Genomic DNA, 1689 nt, shown 5'->3' on the forward strand with positions numbered 1-1689 from the left:
AGACTGCCGGCTTCGAGCTGCATCACAACCCCACCGAAGCGCTGCAGATCCACTGCGATTACCTCCCACGATGACCCCCGCGGCTGGCTGTGCATCGTTCGCCGCCCGCTTCGTTGATGCAAATGATTCTCTTTTGCTGTAAGGTGCAGCCGCTGCCCTTGCCGCCGCGGGCTGTTCCCTTTCCCAGTTGTCGCCCGCCCCGTGTCCACGCCTGTCGAACCGACGGATGTCGCGCAGCTGTGCGCGGCCCATTACCGGCCGCTGCACGCCCATGTCCGCCGCAAACTCCCGCAACGCAGCGACGCTGATGACGTCGTCCAGGAAACCTGGCTGCGTGTCGTCAAGGTCGCCGCCAGTGGCCTGCTGAGCAATGGCCGCGCGTACCTGTACCGTGTTGCCCACAACCTGATTGCCGACCATTACCGGCAACGCCAGCGCCGTCGCGAAGAAGCGCTGGATGACACGCAGTTGCATGCCATCGCCGATCCTGCGCCGCTGCCCGAGCAGCGACTGCTCGACGCCGAACAGCTGCGCCACCTCGACGCGATCATCGCCGCGCTGCCACCGCGCTCGCGCCAGGTGTTCCTGCTGGCGCGGGTTGAACAGTTGGCGCTGGCCGAGATCGGGCGCCAGCTCGGCATCAGCCGGCAGACCGCGCATGGCCATCTGCTGCGCGCACTGGTCGCCCTGCAGCAGGTGCCCGGCGCATGAGCCTGGACGCGATCGCGCGCGAAGCTGCACGCTGGTGGCTGGACGGGCACGACGGTGGCCGCGACGAGAACGCGTTCGAGCAGTGGTACCAGGCCGACCCTCGCCATGCTGCGCAGTACCAGCATCTGCAACACCTGTGGCAGGCCGGTGCGACGCTGCCCAGCCTGCAGCGGCAACAGCAGCGCAGGCAACGCCGTCGCCTGCGCGAAGCCGGCATTGCGGTTCTGTTGCTGTGCGCGCTGGGTCTCTACAGCCGCCATGTGTCGCCGCCCGTAGCGCAGGTCCTGCGAACGGCCGCTGGCGAGATCCGCGAGGAGACCCTTCGGGATGGCTCGCATGTCCTGCTGTCACCCGGCAGCGAAGTGAAGGTGCGCATCGATGGGCAGCGCCGCCAGCTCCAGCTGCAGCGCGGCCAAGCCTGGTTCCAGGTCGCCGCCGATGCCGACCGGCCCTTCCAGGTGCATACCCCACAGGGCACCGTCACTGCACTGGGGACCGCATTCGATCTTGCCGTGCAGGGCAACAGCAGCGTGGTCACCGTTACCGAGCATCGCGTGCGCGTGGACAGCGGCAACGTCAGCATGCTGGCTGACCACGGCGAACAGCTGCGCTTCGATGGGCAGGCAACAGCCCATGCAACAACGACCGCCCCCGGAGCATTGGCCTGGCGCGAGCGGCGCCTGCATTGGGTCTCGGCCCCACTGGCCGACGTCACGCAGGGCCTGGACCGCTGGCATGGCGGGCACACGTGGGTCGTCGGCGAGCAGCTGCGCCAGCAGCCGGTCACCCTGCTTGGCAGTGCCGACGGTGCGGCCGGCAACCGCGACCAGTTGGCCACTCAGTTGCAGGTGCGCGTGCTGCGCCTCGGCGCGGGCATACAGGTGTGGCTGCCGCCACGCAGGGAACAGCGTGATGGACCCTGACATCCGGCCTGCGGCTGCGTCTACCCAGGATGACGACGCTCTGCGTCAGCCCCTG

General features: G+C 68.4%; 2 protein-coding genes. Both read left to right on the top strand.

The features are described from left to right. The first annotated feature begins 201 nt into the window (after nt 1-201). Nucleotides 202-711 (top strand): RNA polymerase sigma factor, encoded by a 510-nt coding sequence (locus QRO95_RS23605; protein WP_032129371.1) that lies wholly within the window; start codon nt 202-204, stop codon nt 709-711. Next, on the top strand, nt 708-1634 hold the full coding sequence (locus QRO95_RS23610; protein ID WP_032129372.1) for a FecR domain-containing protein: 927 nt from the start codon (nt 708-710) through the stop codon (nt 1632-1634). Before QRO95_RS23605 ends, QRO95_RS23610 begins: the two co-directional genes overlap by 4 nt. Nucleotides 1635-1689: the final 55 nt, after the last annotated feature.

It is taken from the genome of Stenotrophomonas maltophilia group sp. Smal13 (assembly GCF_030236855.1).
GTDB lineage: Bacteria > Pseudomonadota > Gammaproteobacteria > Xanthomonadales > Xanthomonadaceae > Stenotrophomonas > Stenotrophomonas maltophilia_A.